Annotated in this window: 23 protein-coding genes; 4 read left to right on the forward strand and 19 right to left on the reverse strand. The window is 63.0% G+C overall.

What is annotated here, in order from left to right:
• Nucleotides 1–2 precede the first annotated feature (2 nt).
• The 15 genes from GRI68_RS11975 to GRI68_RS12045 form a co-directional block, all read right to left on the reverse strand.
• Entirely contained in the window at nt 3–980 is a 978-nt protein-coding gene (locus tag GRI68_RS11975) for a CgeB family protein (RefSeq protein WP_160617463.1), read from the reverse strand.
• 114 nt (nt 981–1094) lie between these two features.
• On the reverse strand, nt 1095–1727 hold the full coding sequence (locus GRI68_RS11980) for an acyltransferase (protein WP_160617464.1): 633 nt from the start codon (nt 1725–1727) through the stop codon (nt 1095–1097).
• A gap of 51 nt (nt 1728–1778) precedes the next feature.
• On the reverse strand, nt 1779–3062 hold the full coding sequence (locus tag GRI68_RS11985) for an O-antigen ligase family protein (RefSeq protein ID WP_160617465.1): 1284 nt from the start codon (nt 3060–3062) through the stop codon (nt 1779–1781).
• A 356-nt stretch (nt 3063–3418) separates the two neighbouring features.
• A complete protein-coding gene (locus GRI68_RS11990; RefSeq protein WP_160617466.1) occupies nt 3419–4324 on the reverse strand; it encodes a hypothetical protein in 906 nt (301 codons plus the stop codon).
• Nucleotides 4325–4364: 40 nt separating this feature from the next.
• A complete protein-coding gene (locus GRI68_RS11995; RefSeq protein WP_160617467.1) occupies nt 4365–5798 on the reverse strand; it encodes an MBOAT family O-acyltransferase in 1434 nt (477 codons plus the stop codon).
• A gap of 144 nt (nt 5799–5942) precedes the next feature.
• Nucleotides 5943–7505 carry a capsular polysaccharide export protein, LipB/KpsS family gene (locus GRI68_RS12000; RefSeq protein ID WP_160617468.1) on the reverse strand — a complete coding sequence of 521 codons (1563 nt, stop codon included), beginning with the start codon at nt 7503–7505 and terminating at the stop codon, nt 5943–5945.
• Nucleotides 7506–7555: 50 nt separating this feature from the next.
• The gene (locus GRI68_RS12005) at nt 7556–8851 is read right to left on the reverse strand and encodes a lipopolysaccharide biosynthesis protein (protein WP_160617469.1); all 1296 of its coding nucleotides are present in this window, start codon (nt 8849–8851) and stop codon (nt 7556–7558) included.
• Nucleotides 8852–8886: 35 nt separating this feature from the next.
• The gene (locus GRI68_RS12010; RefSeq protein WP_160617470.1) at nt 8887–10926 is read right to left on the reverse strand and encodes an acyltransferase family protein; all 2040 of its coding nucleotides are present in this window, start codon (nt 10924–10926) and stop codon (nt 8887–8889) included.
• Nucleotides 10927–11116: 190 nt separating this feature from the next.
• Nucleotides 11117–12175: a nucleotidyltransferase family protein gene (locus tag GRI68_RS12015; protein ID WP_160617471.1), complete on the reverse strand. Its 1059-nt coding sequence runs from the start codon at nt 12173–12175 to the stop codon at nt 11117–11119.
• A gap of 1 nt (nt 12176) precedes the next feature.
• Entirely contained in the window at nt 12177–13376 is a 1200-nt protein-coding gene (gene neuC / locus GRI68_RS12020) for a UDP-N-acetylglucosamine 2-epimerase (RefSeq protein ID WP_160617472.1), read from the reverse strand.
• Nucleotides 13373–14380: an N-acetylneuraminate synthase gene (gene neuB / locus GRI68_RS12025; protein WP_160617473.1), complete on the reverse strand. Its 1008-nt coding sequence runs from the start codon at nt 14378–14380 to the stop codon at nt 13373–13375. Before neuB ends, neuC begins: the two co-directional genes overlap by 4 nt.
• 10 nt (nt 14381–14390) lie before the next feature.
• Nucleotides 14391–15032: an acetyltransferase gene (locus GRI68_RS12030; RefSeq protein ID WP_160617474.1), complete on the reverse strand. Its 642-nt coding sequence runs from the start codon at nt 15030–15032 to the stop codon at nt 14391–14393.
• 10 nt (nt 15033–15042) lie between these two features.
• Complete coding sequence (locus GRI68_RS12035) at nt 15043–15720, reverse strand: acylneuraminate cytidylyltransferase family protein (RefSeq protein WP_160617475.1); 678 nt, start codon at nt 15718–15720, stop codon at nt 15043–15045.
• Nucleotides 15717–16901 (reverse strand): LegC family aminotransferase, encoded by a 1185-nt coding sequence (locus GRI68_RS12040; protein WP_160617476.1) that lies wholly within the window; start codon nt 16899–16901, stop codon nt 15717–15719. Before GRI68_RS12040 ends, GRI68_RS12035 begins: the two co-directional genes overlap by 4 nt.
• 36 nt (nt 16902–16937) lie before the next feature.
• Complete coding sequence (locus tag GRI68_RS12045) at nt 16938–17948, reverse strand: NAD-dependent 4,6-dehydratase LegB (RefSeq protein ID WP_325063805.1); 1011 nt, start codon at nt 17946–17948, stop codon at nt 16938–16940.
• Nucleotides 17949–18011: 63 nt separating this feature from the next.
• On the opposite strand from GRI68_RS12045, the gene GRI68_RS13790 reads away from it, so the two are divergent.
• The 4 genes from GRI68_RS13790 (at nt 18012) to GRI68_RS12060 (ending at nt 21867) form a co-directional block, all read left to right on the forward strand.
• Complete coding sequence (locus GRI68_RS13790) at nt 18012–18212, forward strand: hypothetical protein (RefSeq protein WP_234028795.1); 201 nt, start codon at nt 18012–18014, stop codon at nt 18210–18212.
• On the forward strand, nt 18209–19132 hold the full coding sequence (locus tag GRI68_RS12050) for an NAD-dependent epimerase/dehydratase family protein (RefSeq protein ID WP_160617478.1): 924 nt from the start codon (nt 18209–18211) through the stop codon (nt 19130–19132). The genes GRI68_RS13790 and GRI68_RS12050 overlap by 4 nt, the downstream gene beginning before the upstream one ends.
• Before the next feature lie 76 nt (nt 19133–19208).
• Nucleotides 19209–19811 (forward strand): sugar transferase, encoded by a 603-nt coding sequence (locus GRI68_RS12055; protein ID WP_160617479.1) that lies wholly within the window; start codon nt 19209–19211, stop codon nt 19809–19811.
• Nucleotide 19812: 1 nt separating this feature from the next.
• Nucleotides 19813–21867: a polysaccharide biosynthesis protein gene (locus GRI68_RS12060; RefSeq protein ID WP_160617480.1), complete on the forward strand. Its 2055-nt coding sequence runs from the start codon at nt 19813–19815 to the stop codon at nt 21865–21867.
• Between the two features lie 19 nt (nt 21868–21886).
• Here GRI68_RS12060 and rfbD read toward each other — a convergent pair whose 3' ends face one another.
• The 4 genes from rfbD to rfbA are packed head-to-tail and all read right to left on the reverse strand — an operon-like array spanning nt 21887 to nt 25300.
• Nucleotides 21887–22768, reverse strand: a complete 882-nt coding sequence (gene rfbD, locus GRI68_RS12065) for a dTDP-4-dehydrorhamnose reductase (RefSeq protein WP_160617481.1) — start codon at nt 22766–22768, stop codon at nt 21887–21889.
• Nucleotides 22765–23838, reverse strand: a complete 1074-nt coding sequence (gene rfbB / locus GRI68_RS12070) for a dTDP-glucose 4,6-dehydratase (RefSeq protein WP_160617482.1) — start codon at nt 23836–23838, stop codon at nt 22765–22767. Before rfbB ends, rfbD begins: the two co-directional genes overlap by 4 nt.
• A gap of 5 nt (nt 23839–23843) precedes the next feature.
• Complete coding sequence (gene rfbC / locus GRI68_RS12075) at nt 23844–24422, reverse strand: dTDP-4-dehydrorhamnose 3,5-epimerase (RefSeq protein WP_160617483.1); 579 nt, start codon at nt 24420–24422, stop codon at nt 23844–23846.
• Complete coding sequence (rfbA, locus tag GRI68_RS12080; RefSeq protein ID WP_160617484.1) at nt 24419–25300, reverse strand: glucose-1-phosphate thymidylyltransferase RfbA; 882 nt, start codon at nt 25298–25300, stop codon at nt 24419–24421. Before rfbA ends, rfbC begins: the two co-directional genes overlap by 4 nt.
• Nucleotides 25301–25392 lie beyond the last annotated feature (92 nt).

The raw sequence follows: 25392 nt of genomic DNA on the forward strand, positions 1-25392 counted from the left end.
CGTCAGGTCTGCGGATTGGGATGGGACGTCCCGTCGATCAGGTGCTTGGCAAAGGTCTGCACGTGATACTCGGGGAACATCCGCTCGGGTTCGGCCAGCGGCATGTCGAGGAATTCTTCCACGCCTTCGAAGCCGTCACCTTCCTCGAACACATGAAAGCGGTCGGGCGAATAGAAGCTCTCGCGCTTTACGCCGGCATTGCTGGTGATGATCTTGCGCCGGGCGCACAGGTTCTCGATTACCCGCATCGTGTAACCGGTCTGGTGGTGATTGGCGAAATCGAAGGTCGCGCTGACGGACTTCATCATTGCGATGAAGTCCTCCTTGGCAATCGGTCCGCTGGCGAGGCCGCGGGGCACGTGCCCGGCCTTGACCAGGGCCGCCTTGACCGGCGGTGTGGTGGCAAGATGCGTCTTGAACTCGATGCCGCGCTGCTCGCAATAATCGCGAAACTCGGCGATCATCAGATAGCGCGGGATCTTGACGAGATTGCCGACGAAATAGACGCCCTTCGGGGCCTCGCGCGGATCTTCCTCGAACTGGAACTGGCGCAGGCAGAACAGCGGCAGATATTTGTAGCCGTATTTGGCCGCATCACCCTGATCGAAGGTGTAGATATCGTCGAAGCGATCCGCGTAGGGCCGGTAATCGTGGTTGTCGATCGAGTCCCAGTTGTAGAGCGCAAAGCGCGCGCCGGGAAAGGCGTCGCGAAATCCGTCGAGCTCGGCAGGACGCAACTGGTGGACCTGGATGAAAAGCACCAGATCGTAGGTTTTGTCCTTCTCCGCACGCAGGATAGCCGCATGGTGGCGATGCAGCGCTTTTTCCCACATCGGCCGCGACAGCGTGCTCAGCGCTTTCCACGCCAGCGAGCGTGGCTGGATGTCGTACACCGAGACGGTATGTCCCATCCGCTCGAACTCGTCGGCGATAGCGCGGGTGTAGTCGTGGTAGTGGAGCGCCACCATCAGGATGTTCATCGACGGTATCCTCGAACGTCTGCGTTTGGCGACAGGTCGGCCTCTCGCCCGGTCGGATGGCGGGGGCGACGCGACCGCGAGGGAGGATCGGAGCGACCCGGAGTGGTTCGCGCCCTAGTCGGCAAAACTGCCGTCTTCAAGCGTCCGTCGCCAGATGTCCTGCTCGGTGTCGAGCCGGCGAACAATCCGGTTCACCCCGACCACCACGCAATGATCCGGGATATTGCGGTTCACAACGGCATTGGCGGCGATCACGCAATGACGGCCGATCCGCGCGCCGAATACCACGGCATTATGGCCGATCCAGCTACCTTCCCCGATCACGGTTTCGGCGAGCGGATCGATCGGCTGGTCCATGATCGCGACATCCGGATTTTCGAACCGGTGCGAATTGTCCGAAATATACACCCCGTTTGCGGTGAGGACCTTCGGCTCCAAACGGACGCTGCCATAGGCGTAAATATGGTTGAAGCGGCCGATCTTGCAGCCTGCGCCTATATCGAGACGTCCGGCCTCGGGACGATCATAGACCTGCAGACCCGTCAGCGGGGCGACGAACACATCGTCGTCGATGAAAATCCGATCGGCGCGCTCGATCCCGACGGGGCGCACGATTCGGCTCCCCTTGCCCAGCCGGCCGAACGACCGCCCCGAAACAAGCCGCAGGAAGGTGGAACTGATTGCGTTGCGAAGCCGGATTGCGAGCATGGTCGGGTTCTGCAGCAATTCTCCAACCGCAGCAAACATCGTTCTTGCGCGCTCGCCTGAAATCTATTCTCGATGGCGGGCGCGCCAAGCCTATCGTGATCGGCCCGGGCCTCGAATGCCGGGATGAGATCGCGCCGGCGACGAGGCCTGGCCGCGGCTCGACGATGTCGTGGAAAATCCAGGCCGGCCCGTGAGGGTCGGTTTGCGGTGGAGTTTACGCACAATCTCGGGGTTGCTCGATCGCGTCGACTCTCTGCTGGGCGGGATCAGCAAGCCGCTGAACGCGATCATGAGGATGAAGGGCGAAAAAACCAGCGCTTCGGATGTCATCGAGAGCAGGATCAGCATCGCGAACAGCCAGCGCGGTCGCCAAAGACGCTGGCGCCAGATGCCCCACAGGAACACCAGGGAAAGCGGAATGCCGACAGAATAAAGCAGCACAACGAGGCCGTTGCTGTTGGTCCGTTCGGAGATACTCTTCGCGGACAGACTGACATCAAGGTAGCCAACATCTGCGGCGATGGCCTGGTATTTTTCATGATCGAACCCGATCCCGGTCAGCGGTTTTTCCATCGCCACGTTGATACCGGTGCGCAAATCGAACTCGCGCGCTTCGGTCGATCCGCTGAATTGGCCATGAAACTTCTCGCCGAGATTGTAGGTCGCGTAGGCGGCGATCGGCACGAGCAGGATCGGCCCTGCGAGCAAGACGGCCAGTCTCCAGCGGCCGGTCGTCCTGATCCACCTGAACCACACTATGCCGTATTGCATCACGAGGATAACCGCGCCGGTGGTCGATTGCGTTGCGATCACGGCGAGGGTGGCGAGCCCGATATTGACCAGCGAGAACCTGCGCATGAACAGGCAGATGAAGAGGAAAATATTGAGATATATCTGAAACACGCCTGCCTCGAAAAAGAAGCCGTCGGGTCGTTTGAAGGTCGTCGCGTTGGCGATGAGGTCATGGTACGTGAAAATGTACAGAAAGGTCTCGTAGACCGCTTTGCCGACGTTGAACGACCAGAACAGGTCCGGGCGCAAAAACGCAAGGACCGGCGTCAGGACGGCCTGGACAGCCATGAGCCGGAGGATCGGGAACAATTCGTCCGCGATCGTTCCGGGGCGGACGTCGACATAGATCGCCAGCAGCGCCACCGCCGCCAGGAAGTTGGCATAACGCACGGCAAAGGCGCTCACCTGAACGTCGCCGCCACCGATGAGCGCAACCCCTCCCGTCACCAACAGGACAAACCAGACCGGCAAGAACTCGCGACGGAACATCCGTATGGGATTGGTGTGCGCAAAGCAGAAGATGAGCAGAGCGAGAAGCAGCGGTAAACGGGGAAGCGCGAGCGATCCGCCCGAAAGCAGCATGGCGGTGAAAAGCGCCAATTGCCGGAGGCGAAGAAGAGTGACAGGGTCGCGGAAGGCGAACCCGATGCGAGGCGCACTCCGAGCGATCATCTGACCGGCCAAGGCTCGGCTCGAGCATAAGTGGGGGTGAAAAGCTCGGTGTCCGCGGTCGGCGACCCCGACCCCGTCATACGCGAAGGCATAGCCGTGAGGCTGTACTTGCTCGACTTTAAACCGCTGATGCGGAACTGAACCATGCTACCCGCCCGATAAGACCAAAGCGCCGTTACACCTTGCGTTGCGCAGCGGCAAGCGCTCGGACCTTCCGGAGCTATGGCGCAGGATGAAGGCCTCTTCCTCAGATCAGTGAGCATCCTTCATTCCACGTTTTCGAAGAAGCGCCCGAGATACCGGCGTACCGACGCGGTTTGGATTTTCCTCCCGCCCGCATCAAGGTGGATGGCCCCATCGAAGAACAGTGTCTCGGCCAAGCAGAAGTCGCGGCCGTCAGGCTTCAGGGCCCGGGGTCCGTTCAATCTGTCGAGCCTGTCGAGTATCTTTTGAAAATGTGAACTATCGCGATCGCAAATCGCTTCCGGAACCGCGGCAGGGATCACCACGACATCGAACCCTTGGGCGATCAGGGTATTGCGAACATAGGCCTCGAACCGGGCAAGCCGTTCTTTCGTGATCGGGGTGAGGGCGCTTTCGCGGAGGTCCGGAGCGGCATGATCGACCGTCAGATGGGATGTCAGATCTCCGACCTCGTTGAAGCCCGATCGGCGATATATCGGGTTCGATGCCTCGATACCTTGTGCATGGTAACGAATCTCCGACCAAGTCCGGTGGATGATCTGGGGGACGCAGCGCGGCCGGTTCGCCAGCAGATCGACCCGCTTGAGCAGGAAAACAACGTCACAATAGGTCGAGGTATAGCGCTCATCCAAGTCGATAAGCTGCAGCTCGGGCACGATCACGATCGTGTCCTTCTCGGGGTCGAGGTGCGGAAGGTACAAATCGGTCAGATTGCGGAAGCCGATACTCGCCTGGATGCCGCCGTTGTAAACGGGCCGTCCCAGGGTTTCGCCAAGTTGTTCGGCAGAAATGGAGAACGCAACCCCCGATCCGCCCAGCAGCACCACTCGACCCGGTTGGCCCTTGCTTCCCTGAAGCATGGCGATGTGGTCCGCCGCTGCGGCCAGATAGCGCTCCTCGCTGACCTGGCTGAACGGGATCGCCTGCCACGCCACCAGCGCCAGCGCGTTGAGCGCGACGAAAACCATAGCGAGCGTGGCCAGCCGCCGCTTCGCGTGGGAGGCTGCTTTAAAACTGGAAATAGATGAAGGCACTTGGATCGGTCCGGTTGGCGGCGTTCACGAGGACGAGGATGAGGGCGAGAGCGAACAGCACGGTTTCGACCGCGGCGCGCGGGATTGCGCCGAGCCAAGCGAGGTTGAGCCCGCGATCGAGCCGCGTTCGTCCGCGCCACAGAAGGTCCACTGCCAGCCATCCGACCACGAAAACCATGCCGCCTCGCTGAGCATGCGGCAGTGCGGGATCGGTGACAATGCGCGCGAGATAGTCTGCGGCAACGGAGATATTCGGGCTGCGGAAAATAACGAACAGCAGAGCGACCGCGCCGAATGTGTAGGCCCATGCGATGATCGAAATGAGGGGGGACGGTCGCATGGCGAAGCGCCGATGCCACAGGCGTTCGAACACGAGCAGGATACCATGGGCCAGGCCCCAAGCGAGGAAGGTCCAGTTGGCTCCATGCCACAGACCGCTCACGAGAAACGTGAGGATCGCCGCAAGGTTCGCCTTCCAGAAAACGCGGGTCGCGCCGCTTGTCGGGATATAGACATAGTCGCGCAGGAACAGCGATAGCGTAATGTGCCATCGACGCCAGAAGTCCGTGATGGAGCGAGCAAAGAACGGTGTGTCGAAATTGGTCGAAAGCCGAAATCCCATGAGCGCGGCAAGACCTATGGCGATCGAGGAATAGCCGCAGAAATCGGCGTAGATCTGGATTGTGAAATAGAGCCCGCCCAAGGCCAGTTCGCCCCCGTTGTAGGAGGTGTAGCTGGCAAAAATGCCATCCACATACGGCGCCAGATTGTCCGCGAGTACGATCTTGAGGAACAGTCCGGCGATGATCAGGCAGACCCCCTGATAGGCGCTCGGCCAGCTGAACCGTTCCAATTTGCCGAACTGCGGAATGAGGTCTTTTGCGCGTTCGATCGGTCCGGCCACGAGCTGCGGAAAGAACGCTACATAGGTGGCGTAGCGCAGCAAGTTGCGTTCAGCTCGGAAACGGCCGTGATAAACGTCGATCGAGTAGCTCAACGTTTGCAGCGTATAGAACGAAATGCCGACCGGGAGGATGATATCGAGCGTCCCCCACCTCGCATCGAAGCCGATAGCGACGAGCGCGGATTTGAGCTCGTTGCCAAAGAAATCGAAATATTTGAAATATCCCAGAATGCCGAGATTGCCGACTACCGATAGGTGGAGCCAGCGGCGGCGGACGGACTGCCGGCGCGTGGACTCCATGCCGATCGCAGCTACGTAATCCAACAGGGTGCTGACGGCGATCAGCCCGAGAAAGCGCCAGTCCCACCAGCCATAAAAGACGTAGCTAGCGCCTAGTATGATCCCGTTCTGGACCGGGACCGAACGCAGCAGCCAGCGGTTCGTCGCCAGCAGGGCGAATACCACCGGAAAGAACAGCCAGAATGTGCCGGTTGAAAACAGCATCCCGTTTTCAGGCGTTCGATCCTGGCCGCAGGTTCAGCCGCTGCGATTGCGGAAACGGTACGCGCTGCAACAGATCGGGCTCCTCGGAAAGGACCAGTCGTCTATCAATCGTTTCGCCGCGCGGCAATCGGAGGGGCCAGATGGCTAGGCGCTTTCGGCGCGCCGCGTGCGATGGTTAAGGAGCGCGACCGGCGTGTCGTCAATCACCGCGGAGACCATGCGATCGACTGTGGGCTGCGAGAGCCAGTGCGCCAGCGAGTGTTTGCTCCAGCGCTTGAAGCCGCCCGGATTGAACGGCGAGAAGACCCAGTTGCAGCGCTGAGTCAGATAGTAGCACAGCAATGCCTGTTCGCGCCGGTGCTCGCTCACTTTCAGCTCGCCATCGGCCGCACGCTGAAGCAGCGTTTCGTATTCTTCGAGCGTGGTGGCGCAATCGACGAAACCCAGCGATGCGTATTGTGGCGCAGAGCCGGTGATCACAGGGCGCCCGAAAGCGACTGCTTCGGAGCCGAACGTTGAAGTATGGACGACCACTGCGGCAGCAGCTTCGAGCAATTCGTAGCTGTTGACCGGGTCCGCCGCAGCAATGAAGCGCAGTCGCGGATGATCACCGAATTCGGAGCTCAGCAGGTGGCCATAATCCTCGCTGGTCGCGGCAAGTGCGAGACGTTCGGCCGGATGCTGGCGTACCACCACCAGCCGGTCGGTATGGTCGAGCAGATAGCGCGCGGTTTCCACGATCCAGGTGGTATTATCCTTGTAGACTCGATGGAGGCCCAGCGCCGCCGCGTCCCAGGACGAATTGAGAGCAATCAGGATCGCGCCGTCATATTCGCTTTCCAGGCGCTCGGTTTGCGAAACTTGCGATGCGAAGGCATCCTTGCCCTGGCGTCGGGAGGCCATCTCCGTCTTCGCCTGTTCGATCGCAAAGCTGCGATCCTCGGCGGTGGCGTCGTCGCTCACGAGCCATTTGAAAGCGCGCGGAATATCCTGCAACTGGCATGAGATCCCGTCGACTGCCAGCAACATGGCGTCGTGTCCGCCACCATCGAACGTCGCGACGCGAACGCCATGCGCCCGCGCTTCTCTCACCCACAAGCCCGAATCGCCGAAGATGCCGCCGGGAACGAACACGAAAGCAACCGATCCAAAGGCCTCTTCTAGCCGATCGAACAATCCGGCGAGGTGCGCCTGTGCATCCATCCCCTCGCGAAGATTGCGTTCGACGATGGCTGCGCGTCCGGATCGCTTCATCTCGCCGCGCAGCGCCCAGGTGGCGTTGAGGCGCGCAAGCCGCTCGATCTCGCCCGCGTCGTCCTCGTCCACCAGCCCTTGGGCGACCGTGCCGAGATAGATCACCTCAAACCGTTCGGCGACGATGGCCATCACGTCCCTGATTGCCGGCATGGCCAGCCGATAGCGCAGCGCGTTGCCGCCTTCGATCACGTCGTCGACCACGAAGCGGATCCGCGCGCCCTTGCGCGCCATCATCAGCCCAGTGGCCAGAGTGAACCACGGCACTCCGCTGCCGTCCCACGGCGATATGACGACGAGGCCGGACGGGGCGTCAGCGTCTTCCGATTGGTCGTCTTCGGGGAAGGTCTCGAGAAACTCGCGCACGCGCTTCATCATCGTCCGCCGGGATTGCACCCAGCCGATGGGGTTCATCCCGAAGATGCGTTTGATCCAGGCCGAAACAGGCTTCATCCGAAAACTCCCGCGCAACGATTTCCGGCACTTGCGACGATTTGGTCGCTTCACTCCGCCGGGTCGCGGTCGCCCTTGCCGGAGCGGTCGCGGTCGATCAATCGAAACTCTCGATGGGCGCGCGACAAATGCCACCACCCGCCGATCGTCAACAGTGCGGTCAAGGCCAGCGCCAGCGATCGCGCCGTCACGACGGCATCGAGCGATAGTGGCTCGCCCCGCCAGATGGCCGCTCCGAGCACGACCGAAAGAAGCACTGTGCCGCTGCCATACGCGAACAGGAGCAGTCGAAATCTGATCAGGACCTTGAACACGAGTGTGAAAGCCGAACTGAGAGCGAGCAACAGCGCGCCCGGGGCGATAATGTAGGCATAGACAAGGTCCGGGGCATAGCGCGGGGCGAGCAATGCGAGCACCGGTTCCGCAAGGAAAGCGAGCGCGATCGCCGCTACCGCGACGTATCCCAGGAGCAGATAGAAGTATGTTCGCGTCACCTTCCTCAGCGATGGGCTGTGGCCTGTATCATGCGCACGCACGGCTGAGGGCAGGAAGATCGCATCCAGCGCGGCAGGAACGAGTTGAAGCAGGGTGACCACCATGATCGCGAGGAACAGGTGGCCCAGCGCATCGACGCCGAGCGCTGCCGTGACATACCATCGCTCGAGCTGGATGTTCACCTGCAACAGAATGCCGGCGAGGAAGAGGATAAAGCCCGCTGCCATGATCCGGCGCAACAAGCCGGGCGCAAAACGCAGGCGGCGCATGCGGAGAGTGTCCCCGAACAGCCAGCCGGAGATTCCGAACAGAATTGGCTGGCTGACGATGACAGCGGCGCAGGCGTAGATCGGGGATACGTCGAGCAAGGCGAAGCCGGCCAGCGACAGAAAGGCCGAGCCTAGATTGATCGTGTTGAGGCGCGTCAGGTGCTGGCTGGCGATTAGCTGGTTGGTCTGCCAGTTGCGGATCAGCATCGCGGTTCCGCCAATCGCTCCCAGCACGCCGATCCAGCCGTCTTCGGGGCGAGCCACGAAGACCAGCACCACACCTGCGACGACGAGCGCCACACCGCCCAGCATTGCGACGAAGCTGTAAACGAAATCGACGATCTGCTGCCGTTCATCGCTCACCGCCGAGAGGATCAGGCGATAGGCTCCGTTGAGGACGCCGAACTGGAGCAGGCCCAGTAGCAAGACGATCGACTGAAGCAGAGTGACCAGCCCAAGCTCGCGATAATCGAGCACCAGCATGAAGACGTAACTGCGTGCGATGAACAGCAAGTTCACCAGCAGGTTGACGATCACGTACTGTGCGCGCGTGTCGCGGGCTAGCCCAGCCAACCGAGACATGGAGCCTTTTGCAGGCAGGGACGGGTCGTTTCGCGTCAGCGCACCCTCTTATCGAGTTGCTTCAACGCCGCGCCCGCCACGATCGCGGCACCGGCGTCGGACAGGTGATCGTCGTCGTAGTAGTAAGCGACCGAGCCGGTCTGGACTATGCAGCGATCGGGCAGCGCCGTGTCGCATAGGAATTGTGCGGGACGAACCGGGCGGATGGCTGCATTATCGATCGAATCTAGCAATGTTATCACCCCGGCATTGCGATCTTCGAAGCGCGCCTGCGATGTCGATAGTTGCGGACGCCGAGCGGCTCCTGCCAGCGCGGCACGAGCGGTTGCGCGCTTGGGGTCGAATCCCACTTCCGGAGTTGGATAGACCAACGCTACCGGCGCGATACGGGCAAGGCTATCGACATAGGTTCGCACCGCCGTCTCCACGGCCGAACGCTGATCGGTCGTGGTGCCATCGGGCTGCACCGCCCTGTTTACGCGGAACGGTGCGTCTCGCTCGCGCCCTCCTTCGCCGTTGTCGAATTCGGGCGCGTCTATCGAACCGCCCAACGGGTAGAGGCGCAACGGCCACCTTATCGCCAGCACGATCCCTTCGTACTCGCCGCTTTCGATTCTCTCGGCGAGCTTCCGGTGCATCGCCGCGCATCCACGCTGACGATCCGCGCCTTGCATTTCGTTGGTCGCGGTCATTCCCGCGACCGGATGGCAGTCGACGTGCAGCAGCGTCCCCGCGAGACCGCGCTTCGCCAGGATTCGCGACAGGGAATCGGCCAGAGCGAAAGCGTGCGAATCGCCCACCAACGCTATGGTCGGGGTGACACCCGGCGCACCGATCGGGCAGGCATGCACTTCGTCTTCGGCCTGTGGGCACCCTTTACGCAGCGAGCCCTCCGACGGAACGGCGATTTGCATCTCGGGCGGAAACCGTCCGGGCGCTCCCTTGCTTGCCGAGAGCGCAAGTCCGGCACCTGCTAAGAGCGCGATGCTGATGGCCGAAAGCGTGAATACCATGTTGCGTGACAGTCGCTGGCGGTCGCGTAGCGGACGTTCGACAAAGCGGTAGGACAGCCAGGCGAGAAGGGCTGATAACGCGATCAGCCCCCAATAGGCTCCGGCATCCAGCCGGTCCGTCGCGAGCCGGGCAAACACGAACACCGGCTGGTGCCAGAGATAGAAGCCGTAGGAGATCAGCCCGATCGCGACGAACGGTTTCCACGCCAACACGCGACCGAACAGGGTCCCCTCACGCGCGCAGGCGATCAGCAGCATGGTTCCGATAACCGGCGGCAATGCGGCGAGCCCGGGGAAGGGGGTGGCATCGTCGTAGACCACCGTGGTCGCCACGATGGCTGCGAGGCCGAGACCGGCGAACAAATCGTTCCAGCGGCCGTAGCGTCCGGTCGATGCCTCGCGCTCGCGTAGCATGATGAGCGCGCCAGCGAGCAATTCCCAAGCCCGCGACGGAAGGAGGTAGAAATTGGCACCCGGATTACGCGAGGACAGCCAGATCGAGATCGCCAGCGATGCCACACTGGCGACGAGCAGCGCCGGCAAGAGGAGCTTTCGCCCGAATCGGAGGATCAGGATGAGCGCGAACGGGAAGACGAAATAGAACTGCTCCTCGATGCCCAGGCTCCAGGTGTGGATCATCGGTGTCAGTTCCGGGCCACCACCGAAATACGGGTTGGTCTGCCAGAAGAAGACGTTCGGCACGAAGAGGGCTGCCGCTGCCAGGCTTTCGCCGAAGGAAGCCAGTTCCTCCGGCAGCATCAGCAGCCACGCGAACGGTACGGCGGCGAGGCAGACGAGGGTCAGCGCAGGCAGGATGCGGCGGGCGCGTCGCTCGTAGAATGCGGCAACGGAGAAGCGGCGCTGTTCGGCCTCACGCAGGAGAATGCCGCTGATCAGGTAGCCGCTGAGCACGAAGAACACGTCGACGCCGACGAAACCGCCTGCAAACCCGGAAAACCCCGCGTGGTAGAACACCACCGCAAGCACGGCGAACGCCCGAATTCCGTCGATTTCGGGACGATAAGCTATTGCGTGGCCGCGGTTGGGCGGGCTGAAACTCATTGCGCTGCACCTGCTTGGCCATATCCCGGCCGGGTGGGTGAGGTCCTGGCAGCGCTTCGGATAGCGAAAGGCGTCAGCATCCGCAGATCCGTCTCGCACGTTTCCGTGCTTGTGCCGTCGCTATCGCGACCGACCCGGCCGATATATTCGCGCAAGGCGATATCCATGAAACAGACCTTGTGATCAAACGCTATTCGGAGCGCGGATCGGGGTTTGCCAGTCGCGCCAATTGCAGATCGTCCGGCCGACCAACATCGATCCATTTTTCGTGCAACGGGTAGACGATAGTGCGGTGATTATGTTGCCGCAACCGCTCGAACAGCGTGGGCATGTCGCAGTGTTTTCCCGGCGACAGACAGTCAAGCACCGACGGATCGAGCACATAGATCCCGGCATTCACGTGGCTGCGGACCAGCGGTTTCTCCTCGAATCCGGTGATGTCGACCCCGCTGGTGTGGACGACGCCGAATTCGTTGCGGATCTCGTGGTTGCGGACGGCCATGGTGCCCGTCGCCCGGTGCAGCACGTGGTAGTCGATCATCTCGCCATAGCCGACGTCGGTCATCACATCGCCATTGGTGACCACGAACGGCGCATCGGGCCGTTCCTCGAGCAGGCTCAGCGCACCGCCGGTGCCGAGCGGCGCGTCTTCACGGATATACTCGATCGACACGCCCCACTCGGACCCGTCGCCGAAATGTTCCTCGATCATATGGCCGAGATAATGGACCGAAATGTAGAACCGCTCGATCCCGGCTAGCCTGGCCCGCTCGATGATATGCTCGAGCATCGGCTTGCCAGCGATCGGCAGGAGCGGTTTGGGACAATTCTCGGTATGGGGGCGCAGCCTTGTACCTTTCCCGCCGGCCATTACGACCATCGTGTTGGGACGCCGCGTGGGCGTCTGCATGGCATCCCACACGTGGAGCCCCAGCACGTTGCGCGCCTCGTCGACGATCGGGAGCTGGTGGATCTTGTTGGCGGACATGATCTGCAGCACGATCTCGCCGTCGAGGCTGGGCGGCACGACCATCGGCTCGGCATGGGTGATCTCGCTTGCAGGCGCGTCGAGCGAGAGGCCGCGCAACAGGCCGCGCCGGATATCGCCGTCGGTAATCGTGCCGACGAGCCGTTCATCGCCATCCGTCACGAGCGCGATCTGGAGGGCGGAGCGATCGAGCGACGCAACCGCTTCGCCAATCGTCGCCTCACTGTCGAGCAGCGCATCGCGCCAGTTCTCGATACCCATGTCAGTCCGCTCCCTCGCTCGGGCCGTCGCGTCCGGCTGCCGCGATGGGCAAATCGTGAAAGTGCTTGGATGTCAGGCCTTCGAGCGGGTGTGTGCGCAACGTCTCGAAAATGGCCGCACTTGCTCCACCCCTACCATAGGGGTTCTCGACATCGGACAGCGCCGAGCGAAACTCTGGCGAAAGGACCTTTTCGATGCCGGCCGCAATCTCGGCCCGCTCGGCTGCGCAGTTCACGACGCTTTTTGCCCGCAGTCGTCCGGCCTGGCGATTGCCGATGTCGAGCGTTCCGATCCCGAAGCTGGGCACTTCCGCAAGCGCGCTCGACGAATTGCCGACCACCGCATCGACATAGGATAGTGCAGATAGATAGCGATACTGGCCCAGCGATGGGTGCGCCACCGCGTTGTCGCGTTGGGCGACATAGCGTTCGATCATCTCGATCAGGTGGCGCCCACCGGTATCGGCATTGGGAAGGGTGAAGACGACATTCGCGTCCGGTCTCGTGTCGAGCGCTGCGAGCAGTTCTTGCGTCTGCTGGGCAGGATCCTGCGCGCCAGCCGTTTCCGGGTGGAATGTCACCAGCAGGGATTCCTCGCCGAATGGCAGACCGATGAATTGCTCGAGCTCGCCCTTCGGCATCGGTTCGAGTTCGGCGATCGCATCGATCCCCAGGCCGCCGACATTGAAAACCCGTTCCGGGTCTTCTCCGAGTTGGATCACGCGATTGCGATAGGGCTCGGCGGCGGTGAAATGAAGCGCCGCCATCTTGGTCACCGAATGGCGAATTGCCTCGTCCAAGGCGCCTTCGGTGGTCTCTCCACCATGCAGGTGGGCGATCGGAATTCCCGCGAACAGCGCGGCGGCGGCGGCGGCAAGGATCTCGTACCGGTCGCCCAGCACCACGACCATGTCGGGCTGAAGGCGCGCATAGGCGTCAGCAAAGCCGATCATGCCGAGGCCCGTTGCCTTGGTCACGCCGACCGCGCTGTCGGATGACAGCAGCATCTCGACCCGTTCTGCAATGGGATAGCCATCGGCCTCGATCTCGCGCACGGTCGTACCGAATTCGGGAGAAAGGTGTGCGGCCGTAACGACCAGCTGGAGTTCGGTATCGTTGCTTTCATTAACGCGCGCGATCAGCCGCTTTAGCAGCCCGTATTCGGCGCGGGTACCGGTAACGATGGCAATGCGGCGCGTCACAGTTCGATCGCCTCGTCTTCCGCGAAGTCGCGCTTAGCCGTCTTGCCGATCACCTCGTCCCAGCGCATCGGCGAAATGCCTGTGCCGGGACGTTTGGTGCCGAGATTGCTTTCGCTGAACTGCTCGCCTTCGGCAATGATGCCACTCGCGACAATCGATTTGCGTGCGATATCACGATTGGGCAACTCACTGGGCGAGGGCGTTTTACGCCCATCCCCTGCCAGCGCCTGCTCGATATTGCGGATGCCCGAGCACATTGCCGCCAGTTCGTCGGGCTCGAGGCTTGCGAGATGATCGGGGCCCGGCAGCGTGCGGTCGAGCGTGAAGTGCTTCTCGATCACTGTCGCGCCCAGCGCCACGGCGGCGATCGGCACTTCGATCCCCGGCGTGTGGTCGGAATAGCCGATCGCCACGCCGTACGTGTCGGCAATCTGGCTCATCGCGCGCAGGTTCACGTCGGAAAAAGGGGTGGGATATTCGGTGTTGCAGTGGAGCACGGTGATGTCGGCGCGCGACAGGCCGGCATCCTCGAACACCGCCAGCGCATCGCCGATCTCGTCGAGGTTGGCCATGCCGGTGGACAGGATCACGGGCAATTGCGCAGCCGCATAATGCCGCAGCAGCGGCAGGTTGGTCACCTCGCCAGAGGGCACCTTGATCCGGTCGACGCCGAGGTCGAGCAGCAATTGCAGCGATTCCGGATCGAAAGCGGTCGAGAAGAAGCCGATCCCGTGCTTCTCGCATTCCGCCTTGAGCATGTGGTGGTCGTCGATCGAGAGTTCGAGCCGCTTGACCATTTCGTATTGGGTTTCCCCATCGCCGGTCGCTGCGATCTGGTACTCCGCCTTGGCCGCGCTGCGCGAAATGCTCTTGGCGGTGTCGAAGGTCTGGAATTTGACCAGGTCCGCGCCCGCCTCTGCGGCCAGCCGCACCAGCTCGCGCGCCTTGTCCATGTCGCCATTATGATTGACGCCGGCTTCGGCAATGATGAGGCAGGGTTTCATCGGCATATCCTTATCCACGGGCCTTCGCCGGAATGCCGACATAGATGCTGTCGGGATCGCAGGATTTCACCACCACGCTTCCCGAGCCGATCATCGTATTGGCTCCGATTTCCAGATGGGCGCCCGGCTGCCCCTGATTGACCGCTGCGCCGGTGCCGACCCACACGCCCGGGTGCAGGTGGACATAGCCCGAAAGATTGGCCCCGGGCGCAATGTTGCAATAGTCGCCGACGATGACGTCGTGGCCGACGGTCGCATTGAGATTGAAAATGCTGAAAGCGCCGACCGCGATGCGATTGGTGAAGCGCACACCGGCGCACACGATCACCCCCGGCATCGCTTCGACCCGCTCGCGCTGCCCGACACCGAACGAAGCGGACGGGTGGATAAGCGCGGGGAATTGGAGTGTGCCGGCATAGCGTTCGGCGATTTTCCGCCGCACCCCATTGTCTCCGATGCCGATCGCGAAGAGCGCATCCGACAGCGAGTCGACTTCGCTCTCGGGCAGAACCTCGCCGAAATCGGAAAGGTCTTCGGCCTGCGCGGGATCGTTGGTCAAGAAGGCGACCGCATGATCGTTCGCATGTGCGATGTCCGCCACTTCGCGCGCAAAGCCCGAAGTCCCGAATATGTAGATTGTCGGTTTGGTCATGGCGCCTTCCTTACCCGCGCGAGGCGTCGGCCAGCAACAGCTCCGCGATCCGCCAGTCGAGCATCGTGTCGATATCGACCGAGCTTTCGGCGTCCATCACGAAGCCGAGCGTATCCGCGCCGACCAGGATTTCGGTTTCGCGCAGGCGCGCGGCGGTGTTCCAGTACATCGCGCCGTTGAGCGTGTAGAGTTCGGACAGGTCCTGCCGGCGGGCGGCGTCGACACTGGTGTCGTAGCGATCGAGGCCGCCATTGGCATCGCGGTAGAACATCCAGGCCGGGTGGTCGTCCACCTCGCGCACCGAGACGACCGACGATGCTCCGCTCTTCTCGGCGAATGCGAGCAGCGCGTCGATCTGCGCCGCCGTGCGCAGCGGCGATGTTGCCTGCAGCAGCACGAGGTCATCATGCTCGGGCAATTGCTCGAGCGCATGCAGCACCGGCGCGGTGCCGGGCGCCTCGTCGCTCGCAAATTCGGCGGGCCGCATGAACGGAACGTCGGCGCCCCATTCGCGGGCGATTTCGGCGATCTCCTCGTCCTCGGTCGACACGACCACGCGCTCGATGCCCTCGGCAGCGCGCGCCGCCTCGATCGTCCACGCGATCAGCGGCTTGCCCGCGATGGAGCGGATGTTCTTGCGCGGAATGCCTTTCGAGCCGCCGCGGGCAGGGATCAGCGCAAGGGTCATGTGCCCGCCTTTGCCGGTTCGGCAAGGTTGGGGCTGCTCGGCACGTTGATGACCCGCCCGGCCAGATCTTCGGCACAGGACACATCGGCGCGCGGCGCGTCGGCAAACATCGGCAGGCGGTGCATCAGCGTCCAGACCGGCCGTGCCATCAGGTCCGCATCGTTGAGCGCGCCCAGCAGCGCCTCCTGCTCCCCGGCGCGATCGGCATCGAGGATCAGCGTGCAAAGCCAGTAATTGCTGACCGTGTCTTCGGGTTCGCGCAGAAAGCTGACGCCATCGATCCGGTCGAGCGCCTCGGCATAGCGCTCGGCCAGCACGCGCTTGCGCGCCAGCATGTTAGGCACCCGCTCCAGCTGCGCGCAGCCCAGCGCGGCGTTGAGGTTCGGCATGCGGTAGTTGAAGCCGATTTCGTCGTGGATGAAGTTCCAGCGGTCGGGCACGCGCGCGGTCGTCGTCAGGTGCTTGGCGCGCTTCGCCAGCGCGGCGTCATTGGTCAGGATCGCGCCGCCACCGCCGGTGGTCATCACCTTGTTGCCATTGAAACTGAGCGCGGAAACAAGGCCGAAATTCCCGGTGTGGGTGCCGTGATAGGAAGAACCGAGCGATTCGGCGGCGTCCTCCACCAGCGGGATGTTCCAGCGTTCGCAGACAGCGACCAGCTTCTCCATCCGGGCCGGGTGGCCGAAGGCGTGCATCACGATCAGTGCGCTGATCCGGCGGCCGGTCTCGCGATTGTAGCACGCCCCGTCGCGCAGTTCGGCGATCGCGTCGAGATGCGCCGCCAGCTTTTCGGGATCGACACCGAGCGAAGTCGCCTCGCTATCCACGAAATGCGGCACGGCCCCGGCATAGGTCGCCGCATTGGCGGTGGCGATGAAGGTGAGCGTGGGCATCAGCACTTCGTCGCCGCGCTCGACCCCGGCCAGCAACAGCGAGACGTGCAGCGCCGCCGTGCCGTTCACCACGGCAATGGCATGCTCCGTACCGCAGAATTCGGCCAGGTCCTTCTCGATCCGGTCGACATAGGAACCAACCGAGGAGACCCAGCCGGTCTCGATGCAATCGGAGACGTAAGCCGCCTCGTTGCCTGCGAATTCCGGCTCGTGCAGCGGGACGAAGCCGTCCCGCTCGCCCGTAATGGTGCGGACGGTACGGAGAATGGCGTCGGTCAGTTCGGTCATGTCGGTCGCGGCGGGTGCCGCCCCTCCGCTAGAGCCTCAGATGTTGTAAGTGTCGGCCTTGTACTGCGAAAGGTTGGCCGGATCGGTGAACCATTCGATGGTCTCGTCGAGCCCGCGGCCGAAGCCTTCGCGGTCCCCATATTGCGGCGTCCAGCCGGTCAGCTCCTCGGCCTTGGCGTTGGCTGCCCAGAGCCGTTCGACTTCGCTCTTTTCGGGACGCATGCGCTGGTCTTCGCTGACGATCCTGACGTCGCGGCCCATGCGTTCGGCGATCAGCGCGGCGGTATCGCCGATCGAGATCTCGAAATTGCTGCCGATATTGATCGCTTCGCCCAGTGCCTTGTCGGATTCGGCCACCGCGCAGAACCCGCGCACCGTGTCGCGCACATAGTTGAAGTCGCGGGTCGGGTGCGTCGCGCCAAGGCGGATCTTGTCCTTGCCATTGGCGATCTGGGTGATGATCGTCGGGATCACCGCACGCGCCGACTGGCGCGGACCATAGGTGTTGAACGGGCGGATCGTCGCCACCGGGGTTTCGAACGAGAGGTAGAAGCTCTGCGCGATCTGGTCGGCGCCGATCTTGCTCGCCGAATAGGGCGACTGGCCCTGCAGCGGGTGCTCTTCGGTGATCGGCACGAAGCGCGCGGTGCCATAGACCTCGCTGGTCGAGGTGTGGACCACGCGCTCGACGCCCAGATCGCGCGCCGCCTGCACGATGTTGAGCGTGCCCTTCACGTTGGTGTCCACATAGCTGTCGGGCGAGTGGTAGGAGAAGGGGATCGCGATCAGCGCGGCCAGGTGCATCACCACGTCGCAATCCTGCATCGCGGTGCGTACGCCGTTGGGATCGCGGATGTCGCCGGCGAAAACGTCGATCGCCTTTTTCACGTGATCGGGCGCGCGATCGAGCCAGCCCCAGCTGTTGAAGCTGTTGTAATAGACGAAGGCGCGCACGTCGGCGCCTAGATTGACCAGATGTTCGACCAGATGCGAACCGATGAAACCGTCGGCGCCCGTGACCAGGATTTTCTTGTTTTCGAGCTTCACGGCAATGTCTCCTGGACGCCTGTCCGGCCTGTTCTCAATGATCCGGGGCCGGGGCGCCTGCGCATGAATTCGCTGGAAAATTTGCCCGGCATCGGGGAAGTTGTCGAGCGCGCCCTTACAGGCGCGAACGAAGGCATGGCAACGGGTTTTTCCTGTCCGGGCCGGAGCTCCGCCAGCTTGGTTGCCGGGGGTGGAAAACCTGCCTATTCGGCTCGCCACGCCCGAAGCCATGGCTTCGCCGAACAGGAAATCGAGCGCCCATGAAGATTGCTGTTACCGGTGCCAACGGATTTGTCGGACGCGAAGTGCTCCGGCAGTTGCCGCAGGCGGGGCATTCCGTCGTTCCGCTGGTCCGCAGCGCGTCCGGTCTCCCGGGAGAGGTCGTCACGGGCAATCTCGATGAGGGCCGCCTTTCGGCGCAGGACCTGGCCGGATGCGACGCCGTTATCCACCTTGCGGCGCGCACGCATGTCATGAACGAAACGGAAAGCGATCCGCTGCCGGAGTATCGTCGGGCCAATGTCGAAGGCACCGATCGACTGCTCGATGCGGCGCTCGCTGCAGGAGTCGGGCGGGTGGTGTTCATGAGTTCGGTCAAGGCTGTCGGCGAACGGTCGGCCCCCGGCGCGCCGCTTGGGCCGGACACGCCGCCGGAGCCGGAAGACGCCTACGGACAATCCAAGCGCGAAGCCGAGGGGCTGGTGCAACAACGCTGCGAGGCCGCCGGAATCGGCTGGACGATCATCCGACCGCCGCTGGTGCATGGCGAAGGCGCCCAAGGAAATCTGCAACGTCTCGTGCGGCTGATCGAACGCGGCCTGCCCCTGCCTTTCGGTGCGGTGCGCAACGCGCGCAGCATCGTGTCGGTGCGCAATTTGGCCGCTGCCGCCATCGCCGCAACCGATGCCACCGATGCCGCCGGGCGTGTCCTGCATATTGCCGACCTCACCGTTTCGACGCCCGAGCTGATCCGCGAGCTTGGCCGTGCCGTCGGACGCAAGCCACTTCTCGTGCCGGTGCCCCCGGCGTTGATGACGGCGGTCGCCTCCGTCCTCGGTCGCGGGGCCGAAGTGCAGCGCCTGTTCGGCTCGCTCGAACTCGAAACCGCGTCGAGCTGGGGCGCGCTCGGTCTCGATCCGCCCTTCGACCCGCGCGAGCAACTGCGCGCTTCGATTCGATCGTAAGGTGTTGCCGCTCATTAACCTTCCAAGTACTACGCTGGCCCTGTCCTTCGGCCAAGTCGTTGGATACTAGAGACTTATGAACCAGCCTTCGTTTCCTTACCGCGTCGCAAAACGCGCCTTCGACCTGGCGGTCGCGATCGTGCTCGCGCCGGTCGCCTTGCCACTATGCTTGATCCTATTGGTTGCAATCCGACTGGAATCTCCCGGCGCACCCCTGTTCGTTCAGCAGCGTGTGGGTCGCGACCGAAAGCCGTTCAGGATGCTCAAGCTGCGCACGATGCGATCGGATACCGAACATGCCGCATCGCATCTGGTGGGTGCGGCGCAGATCACCCGCCTGGGGGCCGTCCTGCGCAAGCTGAAACTCGACGAACTTCCGCAGCTTGCCAATATCCTGTCGGGATCGATGGCGCTGGTCGGACCGCGCCCGTGCTTGCCAGACCAGGACGAGCTTATTGAGGAACGCGAAAAGCGCGACGTTTTCGCGGTACGGCCCGGCGTGACCGGGGCGGCACAGATACGCGGTATCGACATGTCCGAGCCGGCTCGCCTGGCTGAGGCCGATGCGCGCTATATCGAGAATGCGGATTTCTTCGGAGATTTGTCCATAATCGTTCGTACTGCGACCGGTGGCGGGCGTGGCGATGCCGCGACCCGGCGGTTCGGCGACGAGGCCTGAGATGCTGGGGAGCGATCTCGAGGACCTGCAAGGAAAGCGCCGCTTCGTCGACCTGCTGCTGACCTTGCCGCGCCCGGCCAAGCGCGCGATAGCGCTGGCGCTCGACGCGATGCTGTGCGGCATTACCGTCTATCTGGCGTTCTTCCTGCGGCTCGGCGTGCTGGTGAACCCGTTCGTGGGGCCGCCGCATCCTACGATGGGGGCGATCGCGATCGCCTTGCCGATCTTCGTGACGATGGGCCTGTACCGCGCGATCTTCCGCCATGCCGGGTTCGATGCGCTGGCCACGGTCGGCCGCGCGGTCGCGCTCTACGCGATCCCCTATATCGCCATCTATACGGTGATTGGCGTGTACGGCGTCCCGCGCACGATCGGGTTGATTCAGCCAATCCTGCTATTTCTGTTCGTGGCGGCCTCGCGTCTCCTCGCCCGGGCCTATCTGGGCGAAACCTATCGCGCCTTGTGGACCAGCGAGGAACTGCCCCGGGTCGTGATCTACGGCGCGGGCCGGGCCGGTCGCCAACTGGCGAGCGCCATTCGCGCAAGCGGCGAGATGCGGTTGGTCGGCTTTATCGACGACGATCCGGATCTGTGGCGGTCGACGATCAACGGCACCACCGTATTCTCACCGGCGGAACTGGGAGGGCTGGTCAAGCGCAAGAAGGTGACCGACGTCCTGCTGGCCTTGCCGTCGGCCTCGCGCCAGCGTCGCGGGGAAATCGTGGCCCAGCTCAAGCCCTTGCAGCTCCATGTCCGGACCTTGCCTGGGGTCATGGACCTTGCGCGCGGCTCGATTTCGGTCGGCGATCTGCGCGATCTCGAGATCGAGGATCTACTGGGGCGCTCTGCCGTGCCACCGGATCCCGCGCTGATCCGCCGCAACGTCACCGGCAAGACCGTGCTGGTGAGCGGCGCAGGCGGTTCGATCGGCAGCGAATTGTGCCGCCAGATTGCAGCCGTCCATCCAGCGCGGCTGATCCTGGTCGAAAATGCGGAATTCAACCTCTTCTCGATCCATCGTGAACTGACGGGCAGAATGCCCGAATACGATATCGATCCGGCCAGCGTGATCCCGATCCTCGGATCGGTAATGGACGAGCGGCGGATGGACGAGGTGATCGCCGAATTCGCGCCCGATACCGTGTTTCACGCCGCTGCCTACAAGCATGTCCCGCTGGTCGAACACAATGCGACGCAGGGCATCGCCAACAATGTCTTCGGCACGCTGACCCTCGCGCGCGCGGCGCAGCGACATGGAGTGGCCGACTTCACCCTGATCAGCACCGACAAGGCGGTCCGTCCTACCAATATCATGGGCACGACCAAGCGGCTGGCGGAGATGGTGCTGCAGGCCTTGGCCCACGAAGGCGGCAAAACGCGCTTCTCGATGGTGCGGTTCGGCAATGTGCTGGGATCGAGCGGCTCGGTTGTCCCGGTGTTCCGCGACCAGATCGCCAAGGGTGGTCCGGTCACGATCACCGACGCGAAGATCACCCGCTATTTCATGACCATTCCCGAGGCCGCGCAACTCGTCTTGCAGGCCGGGGCGATGGCGGGAGGCGGAGAGGTCTTCCTGCTCGACATGGGCGATCCGGTGCGGATCGTCGATCTGGCGCGCAACATGATCGAATTGTCGGGCCTGACGATGCGTGACGAGGACAATCCCGACGGCGATATCGCGATCGAGACGATCGGCCTGCGTCCGGGCGAAAAGATGTACGAAGAGCTGCTGATCGGCGAGGAACCGCTGGAGACCGAGCATTCGCGCATCATGCGCTCGCGCGAGGACTTCGTGCCCTGGCAAGAACTGGAACGCGGCCTCGAACGGTTGCGTCGGTCGCTCGAGGACGGCGATGCGGCAAAAGCGCGCGACCTGATCATCGCCCTCGTACCCGAATTCCAGCCGCAATCTCCACTGGTCGATTGGGTGGCTTGTGAAAAGGCCATCCGCAAAGCGCGGGCTGCGGGTCCGCTACCGTCCGAAGCCAGCAAGGCAAAGTCGGTCGCCAATGTGACCCCGATCGCAGCTGCCAAACGGCCCGCCACCAAGAGTTAGGGCAAAGCGCCGAGGGGCGTCAGGCGCTCTCGTCCAGCAAGCGGGCGACCGTCTCTTCCAGCGAATCCTGCCAGCGCTGCGCCGAATGCCCGAACGTTTCGGCAAACTTCGTGCTGTCGAGGCGCGAGTTCGCCGGGCGTGCTGCCTTGGTCGGATAGTCGGAAGACGGGATGCCGCTCACTTCGCAGGTGGGCCCTGCGTGCTTTGCGCTTTCCGCGAAGATCGCACGGGCGAAATCGGCCCAGTCGGTCGAGCCGGTGCCGCCGAAATGGTAAATCGCATTGGCCCCATGGCCGGGCTCATCTTGCCAGCGATCGGCCACCGCCAGCACAGCGTCGGCAATGTCGAGCGCGCTGGTGGGATTGCCGAACTGGTCGTCGACGACGTTGAGCGTGTCGCGGGTTTCGGCGAGGCGCAGCATGGTCTTGACGAAATTGCCGCCGAACGGGCTGTAGACCCATGCGGTGCGCAGGATCGCATACGTCGCGCCCGATGCGGCGATCGCCTCTTCGCCCGCCAGCTTGGTTTCACCGTAGGCACCGATCGGCCCGGTCGCATCGTCTTCGCGCCAAGCGCGTTCGCCGCTGCCGTCGAACACGTAATCGGTCGAGATATGGATCACCGGCGCGCCGATTTCGGCGGCCGCGCGGCCGATATGTCCGGGGGCGACGCCGTTGATCAGCCGGGCGAGCTCGGGTTCGTCTTCGGCCTGGTCGACTGCGGTGTAGGCGGCGGCGGAAACGATCAGGTCGGGTTGCTCTTCGGCGATGGTGCGCGCGATTCCAGCCGGGTCGGCGAGATCGAAATCGGGCCGCGCGGCGAAGACCAGTTCGTGGGCGGCATTCCGCTCGGCCAGCGACCGCGCAACCTGTCCCTCACGTCCGGTGACGAGAATCTTCATTCAGAGCCGCCCGGCTTGCTCTCACCCAGCCGTTCACCGCCATATTTGCCCGAACGGATCGGGCCCCACCACCACTCGTTGTCGAGATACCAGTCGATCGTCTTGGCGAGTCCGCTCTCAAAGCTCTCTTGCGGAGCCCAGCCGAGCTCGCGCTCGATCTTGCTGGCGTCGATTGCATAGCGCCGGTCGTGGCCGGGGCGGTCGGTGACGAAAGTGATCAGTTCGCGACGGGACTTTTCGCCTTCGAGCGGCCGCCGCTCGTCCAGCGCATCGCAGATCGCCTCGACCACCTGCAGGTTGGTCCGCTCCTGATTGCCGCCGATATTGTAGCTCTCGCCCAGGTCGCCGGTGGTCAGCACCGCGATCAGCGCGCGCGCATGATCCTCGACATACAGCCAGTCGCGCACGTTCTCGCCGGTGCCGTATACGGGCAGCTGCTTTCCATCGAGCGCGTTGAGGATGACCAGCGGGATCAGCTTCTCGGGGAAGTGGTAGGGCCCGTAATTGTTGGAGCAGTTGGAGAGCACCACCGGCAGACCGTATGTTTCGTGCCAGGCGCGCACGAAATGGTCGCTCGCCGCCTTCGATGCCGAATAGGGGGAAGACGGCGCGTACGGCGTGTCCTCGGTAAACAGCGTATCGTCGAAATCGAGATCGCCGAACACTTCGTCGGTCGAGATGTGGTGGAAGCGGAAGTTCGACTTCTTGTCGCCTTCGAGTCCGCGCCAGTATTCGAGCGCGGCGTCGAGCAGGCGGAAGGTGCCGACCACATTGGTCTCCACGAACGCGCCCGGCCCGTCGATCGAGCGATCGACATGACTCTCGGCCGCTAGGTGCATGATCCCGTCGACATCTTCCTCGCGCAGCAGGTTCAGGACGAGTTCGCTATCGAGGATATCGCCTTCGACCAGCCGGTGATTGGTCGCGTTCTCGATCACCTTGAGGCTTTCGGGATTGCCGGCATAGGTCAGCTTGTCGAAATTGATCACGCGTTTCCCGTCGCGCACCAGCTGGCGCACGACCGCCGAGCCGATGAAGCCCGCACCGCCGGTGACGAGAATCGTTTCCATCAGACTTAACCTTCGAAGGTGAACGGGGAGTCGAAATCGGCGAGAAACGGGGCGACCTCGTCCTTGTTCGAAAGCGTGGGCTCCACGCCGAACTTCTCTTTGGGATCGGGCCAGTCGATGCCCAGCGCCGGGTCGTTCCAGCGGATCGCGCCCTCATGCTCCTTCGAATAGGGCCCGCTGACCTTGTAGAGCACTTCGGTGTCGGGCTCGATCGTCATGAAGCAATGCGCAAACCCGATCGGCACCAGCAGTTGGTTCCACTTCTCCGCCGACAGCTCCACGCCGACCCATTTGCCATAGGTCGGCGATCCCTTGCGGATATCGACCGCGACATCGTAGATCGCTCCGCGCAGCACGCGTACCAGCTTGTCCTGCCCCACCGGCGGGACCTGGAAATGCAGCCCGCGCACCGTGCCGACGGCGGCGGAGAAGGACTGGTTGTCCTGGATCCAGTCGATGTCGATGCCAGCGTCTTCGAAGGCGGAGCGCTTGAAAACTTCGGAAAAGAAGCCGCGATGGTCGCCGTATTTGGGTGGGCGGACTTCGATCACCTCGGGAATGGCGTGGCGGATGAATTCGGTCATGCCGGGTTCTCCACGATCCGCTTGAGATAGGCGCCATAGCCGGTCTTGCCCATCATAGCGCTGCGTTCGAGCACCGTGTCGGCCTCGAGCCAGCCCTGGCGGAAGGCGATTTCCTCTGGGCAGGCGATCTTGATGCCGGTGCGATGCTCGAGCGTGCGCACGAAGCTGGAGGCTTCGTGGAGGCTTTCATGCGTGCCGGTGTCGAGCCAGGCATAGCCGCGACCCAGGCGCGTGATGTGCAGGTCGCCGCGCTCCATATAGGCGCGATTGACGTCGGTGATCTCCAGCTCACCTCGCGCGCTGGGTTTCACGTCCTTCGCGATCGCGGTCACGTCCTTGTCGTAGAAATAGAGGCCCGTAACCGCCCAGTTCGACTTGGGGTTGGCGGGCTTTTCCTCGATGCTGGTGGCCTTGCCGGTTTCGGGATCGAAAGCGGCGACGCCATAGCGTTCCGGATCGTCGACATGATAGGCGAAGACGTTCGCCCCGCCCGCCGCAGCTTCGGCGGCCGCGGCGCGGCATTTCTCGCCCATTTTCTCGCCATGATAGATATTGTCGCCCAGGATCAGCGCGCTCGGCTGGCCATTGACGAAATCCGCGCCGATGATGAAGGCTTCGGCAAGCCCGTTGGGCTCGGGCTGGACAGCATAGCTCAGATCGACGCCGAAGGCCGAACCGTCACCCAGCAATTGCTCGAACATCGGGAGGTCGCGCGGGGTCGAAATAACCAGGATTTCTCGGATCCCCGCCAGCATCAGCACGCTGAGCGGGTAGTAGATCATGGGTTTGTCGAACACCGGCAGAAGCTGCTTCGAGAGAGCCATGGTCGCCGGGTAAAGCCGGGTGCCGCTGCCACCGGCGAGAATGATGCCCTTCACAGATATTTCCTCATGCGCGCAATGGAATGCGCCGAACGCCGCCGCCCTATCAAGGGCGCAAACGCGTGTCACCCCTTGCGCTCGCCCTGCGT

The organism is Alteriqipengyuania halimionae (genome assembly GCF_009827575.1).
GTDB lineage: Bacteria > Pseudomonadota > Alphaproteobacteria > Sphingomonadales > Sphingomonadaceae > Alteriqipengyuania_A > Alteriqipengyuania_A halimionae.